A 5,428-nucleotide genomic window follows, 5' to 3' on the forward strand; every position below is an offset into this window, starting at 1 on the left:
TGGGTCAACCTTCTCACCCCGTGAGGGGTTGGCTGTCTTGCTGGGATTCTTACGCAACATAAAGTTTTTTATGGAGAGTTTGATCCTGGCTCAGGACGAACGCTGGCTGCGTGCTTAACACATGCAAGTCGAACGCTGAAGCCTACAGCTTGCTGTGGGTGGATGAGTGGCGAACGGGTGAGTAACACGTGAGTAACCTGCCCCCGATTTCGGGATAAGCCCGGGAAACTGGGTCTAATACCGGATATGACCAGAGGACGCATGTTCTCTGGTGGAAAGTTTTTCGATCGGGGATGGGCTCGCGGCCTATCAGCTTGTTGGTGGGGTAATGGCCTACCAAGGCGACGACGGGTAGCCGGCCTGAGAGGGCGACCGGCCACACTGGGACTGAGACACGGCCCAGACTCCTACGGGAGGCAGCAGTGGGGAATATTGCACAATGGGGGAAACCCTGATGCAGCGACGCAGCGTGCGGGATGACGGCCTTCGGGTTGTAAACCGCTTTCAGCAGGGAAGAAGCGAAAGTGACGGTACCTGCAGAAGAAGTACCGGCTAACTACGTGCCAGCAGCCGCGGTAATACGTAGGGTACGAGCGTTGTCCGGAATTATTGGGCGTAAAGAGCTCGTAGGTGGTTGGTCACGTCTGCTGTGGAAACGCAACGCTTAACGTTGCGCGGGCAGTGGGTACGGGCTGACTAGAGTGCAGTAGGGGAGTCTGGAATTCCTGGTGTAGCGGTGAAATGCGCAGATATCAGGAGGAACACCGGTGGCGAAGGCGGGACTCTGGGCTGTAACTGACACTGAGGAGCGAAAGCATGGGGAGCGAACAGGATTAGATACCCTGGTAGTCCATGCCGTAAACGTTGGGCACTAGGTGTGGGGGACATTCCACGTTCTCCGCGCCGTAGCTAACGCATTAAGTGCCCCGCCTGGGGAGTACGGTCGCAAGGCTAAAACTCAAAGGAATTGACGGGGGCCCGCACAAGCGGCGGAGCATGCGGATTAATTCGATGCAACGCGAAGAACCTTACCAAGGCTTGACATACACCGGACCGGGCTGGAAACAGTCTTTCCCTTTTTGGGCTGGTGTACAGGTGGTGCATGGTTGTCGTCAGCTCGTGTCGTGAGATGTTGGGTTAAGTCCCGCAACGAGCGCAACCCTCGTTCTATGTTGCCAGCACGTGATGGTGGGAACTCATAGGAGACTGCCGGGGTCAACTCGGAGGAAGGTGGGGATGACGTCAAATCATCATGCCCTTTATGTCTTGGGCTTCACGCATGCTACAATGGCTGGTACAGAGAGAGGCGAACCCGTGAGGGTAAGCGAATCCCTTAAAGCCAGTCTCAGTTCGGATCGTAGTCTGCAATTCGACTACGTGAAGTCGGAGTCGCTAGTAATCGCAGATCAGCAACGCTGCGGTGAATACGTTCCCGGGCCTTGTACACACCGCCCGTCAAGTCACGAAAGTCGGTAACACCCGAAGCCGGTGGCCCAACCCTTGTGGAGGGGGCCGTCTAAGGTGGGACTGGTGATTGGGACTAAGTCGTAACAAGGTAGCCGTACCGGAAGGTGCGGCTGGATCACCTCCTTTCTAAGGAGCACACATTAAGATCCTCATGCCACGACCCGTACGTGGTCGTCATGAGAGCTCAAGGGTGGAACATCATCTAATTGGCTCGTCCACACAGCGTCGCCTGGGGTTTGTGCCTCGGGTGGCGGTGAGCGTGGGCGAATATGAACTGACACGTTATTGGGTCCTGGAATCACAAGCTCCCGCACACTGTGTGTGGGTGTGGTTTCAACCAACAGGACCAACCCGAACCAGCAGGTGCCACGTGTTGTGGCAGGTGTTGGGGTGGTGTTTGGTAGTGGTTTGAGAATCGTATAGTGGACGCGAGCATCAACAGGCCCGCAGCAATCCCCTCTTTGTGGGGGAGTGTGTGTGGGGTTGTTTATGTAATGTGATTTTCTTGTGATCATCTTAGAGTGATTGAAAAATATTTTCGCGCATACACGAAACCAGCCCGTGTGGGGTGGGATGAGTGTATAAGAGCGCATGGTGGATGCCTTGGCATCAGGAGCCGATGAAGGACGTGGAAATCTGCGATAAGCCTCGGGGAGCCGATAAACGGGCGTTGATCCGAGGGTGTCCGAATGGGGAAACCCCGCCACCTGTGAGGGTGGTGACCCGCATCTGAATATATAGGGTGTGTGGAGGGAACGCGGGGAAGTGAAACATCTCAGTACCCGTAGGAAGAGAAAATAACAATGATTCCGGGAGTAGTGGCGAGCGAAACTGGATGAGCCTAAACCTGATCAGTGTCAAGCGTGCTGGTGTTGCTGGTTGGGTGTTGTGGGGTGTGCGTGTTCGGTCCAGCATGACCGGGACGTTGATGTGTGATGCGTGTAGTCGAACCTGGTGGGAAACAGGACCGGAGTGGGTGAGAGTCCCGTAGGCGAAACATGTGTCCCCGACGTTGTGTACATACCCGAGTAGCACGGAACTCGTGGAATTTCGTGTGAATCTGCCAGGACCACCTGGTAAGGCTAAATACTTCCTGATGACCGATAGCGGAATAGTACCGTGAGGGAATGGTGAAAAGTACCCCGGGAGGGGAGTGAAAGAGTACCTGAAACCATGTGCTTACAATCCGTCAGAGCCTCCTTTGTTGGGGTGATGGCGTGCCTTTTGAAGAATGAGCCTGCGAGTTAGCGGTGCGTGGCGAGGTTAACCCGTGTGGGGTAGCCGTAGCGAAAGCGAGTCCGAATAGGGCGAATCTAGTCGCGTGTCCTAGACCCGAAGCGGAGTGATCTAGCCATGGGCAGGGTGAAGCAGCAGTAAGATGTTGTGGAGGCCCGCACCCACTTCAGTTGAAAATGGAGGGGATGACCTGTGGTTAGGGGTGAAAGGCCAATCAAACTCTGTGATAGCTGGTTCTCCCCGAAATGCATTTAGGTGCAGCGTTGCGTGGTTCTTGCCGGAGGTAGAGCTACTGGATGGCTGATGGGCCCCACCGGGTTACTGACGTCAACTAAACTCCGAATGCCGGTAAGGTTCAGCGTGGCAGTGAGACAGTGGGGGATAAGCTTCATTGTCGAGAGGGAAACAGCCCAGACCATCAACTAAGGCCCCTAAGCGTGTGCTGAGTGGGAAAGGATGTTCAGTTGCGAAGACAACCAGGAGGTTGGCTTAGAAGCAGCCACCCTTGAAAGAGTGCGTAATAGCTCACTGGTCAAGTGATTGAGCGCCGATAATGTAGCGGGGCTAAGTACACCGCCGAAGTTGTGGCAGCACCCCAAGTGCCGTAATGGTGGGGTGTTGGGTAGGGGAGCGTCGAGTCGCCGGTGAAGCTGCAGTGTGAACTAGTGGTGGAGGCGGCTCGAGTGAGAATGCAGGCATGAGTAGCGAAAGACGGGTGAGAAACCCGTCCACCGGATGACCAAGGGTTCCAGGGCTAGGCTAATCCGCCCTGGGTAAGTCGGGACCTAAGGCGAGGCCGACAGGCGTAGTCGATGGACAACCAGTTGATATTCTGGTACCGACACACAACCGACAGTACCAAAACACATGATACTAACCCCCAGACTCACCCTTTTCGACTTCGGTTGAGTTGGGATGAGCGAGGGGGGACCTGAGTGTGGAGTCGGTAAGCGTGAGGTGTGACGCAGAAAGGTAGCCAGGCCGTGCGATGGTAGTCACGGTCTAAGGTTGTAGCACGTGGGGGTAGGCAAATCCGTCCCCACACATAGTGTGAGAGCTGATGGGCGCCCCACTTGGTGGGGTGATCTGGTGATCCTCTGCTGCCGAGAAAAGCATCGACGTGAGGGTGTGTGTTGCCCGTACCCTATAACCGACACAGGTGGTCGAGTAGAGAATACTAAGGTGATCGAGAGAATCGTGGTTAAGGAACTCGGCAAAATGCCCCCGTAACTTCGGGAGAAGGGGGGCCATCCCGGTGAACCCAACTTGCTTGGGGATGTGCTGGTGGTGGTCGCAGAGGCCAGAGAGAAGCGACTGTTTATTAAAAACACAGGTCCGTGCGAAGATGTAAGTCGATGTATACGGACTGACGCCTGCCCGGTGCTGGAAGGTTAAGAGGACCTGTTAACCCCTTTCGGGGGGTGAAGCGGAGAATTTAAGCCCCAGTAAACGGCGGTGGTAACTATAACCATCCTAAGGTAGCGAAATTCCTTGTCGGGTAAGTTCCGACCTGCACGAATGGCGTAACGACTTCTCTGCTGTCTCAACCACGAACTCGGCGAAATTGCATTACGAGTAAAGATGCTCGTTACGCGCAGCAGGACGGAAAGACCCCGAGACCTTCACTATAGTTTGGTATTGGGCTTCGGTGTGGTTTGTGTAGGATAGGTGGGAGACTATGAAGCTGGATCGCTAGATCTGGTGGAGTCATTCGTGAAATACCACTCTGACCATTCTGGATTCCTTAACTTCGGACCCTGATCGGGTTCAGGGACAGTGCCTGATGGGTAGTTTAACTGGGGCGGTTGCCTCCTAAAGAGTAACGGAGGCGCCCAAAGGTTCCCTCAGCCTGGTTGGCAATCAGGTGTCGAGTGTAAGTGCACAAGGGAGCTTGACTGTGAGACGGACGTGTCGAGCAGGAGCGAAAGCTGGGACTAGTGACCCGGCCATGGCTTGTGGAAGCGTGGTCGCTCAACGGATAAAAGGTACCTCGGGGATAACAGGCTGATCTTGCCCAAGAGTCCATATCGACGGCATGGTTTGGCACCTCGATGTCGGCTCGTCGCATCCTGGGGCTGTAGTCGGTCCCAAGGGTTGGGCTGTTCGCCCATTAAAGCGGTACGCGAGCTGGGTTTAGAACGTCGTGAGACAGTTCGGTCCCTATCCGCTGCGTGCGTAGGAAATTTGTGGAGGTCTGTCCTTAGTACGAGAGGACCGGGACGGACGAACCTCTGGTGTGCCAGTTGTTCTGCCAAGGGCATGGCTGGTTGGCTACGTTCGGGATGGATAACCGCTGAAAGCATCTAAGCGGGAAGCCTGCTCCGAGATGAGATTTCCAACCCACTTTGTGGGGGGAGGTGTCCTATAGATGATGGGGTTGATAGGCCGGGTATGGAAGCACTGTGAGGTGTGGAGTTGACTGGTACTAATACACCGATCACTCATCAACCTTTTGGGTTGGTGTGTGCGTGGAAGAGTAGACACTCTGTTTGATCATATGAGATCACATTTTTTGTGGTGTTCGCGTTCGCTGTGCGGTTCTTGGACCATTACCGCCTGAAGCCCTTTGTGGCGTGTGGTGGTGGTTTGTTGGTTTTGCGGTGGTGATAGTGGTGGGGAAACGCCCGGTTAACCGTTCCGATCCCGGTAGCTAAGCCCATTTCATGCTGATGGTACTGCAACTTGGTGGTTGTGGGAGAGTAGGTGACTGCCGCAATATTTTTTG

The 5,428-nt window shown here is 54.9% G+C and carries 3 rRNA genes; all 3 read left to right on the forward strand.

The features are described from left to right. Positions 1 to 67 precede the first annotated feature (67 nt). The 3 genes from CV023_RS18635 (at position 68) to rrf (ending at position 5,419) form a co-directional block, all read left to right on the forward strand. A 16S ribosomal RNA gene (locus CV023_RS18635) occupies positions 68 to 1,593 on the forward strand. A 445-nt stretch (positions 1,594 to 2,038) separates the two neighbouring features. Further along, positions 2,039 to 5,152, forward strand: a 23S ribosomal RNA gene (locus tag CV023_RS18640). Positions 5,153 to 5,299: 147 nt separating this feature from the next. Beyond that, a 5S ribosomal RNA gene (gene rrf / locus CV023_RS18645) occupies positions 5,300 to 5,419 on the forward strand. The 16S, 23S and 5S rRNA genes sit together here, the layout of an rRNA operon. The last annotated feature ends 9 nt before the right edge of the window (positions 5,420 to 5,428 follow it).

It is taken from the genome of Brevibacterium sp. CCUG 69071, from assembly GCF_021023135.1.
Taxonomy (GTDB): domain Bacteria; phylum Actinomycetota; class Actinomycetes; order Actinomycetales; family Brevibacteriaceae; genus Brevibacterium.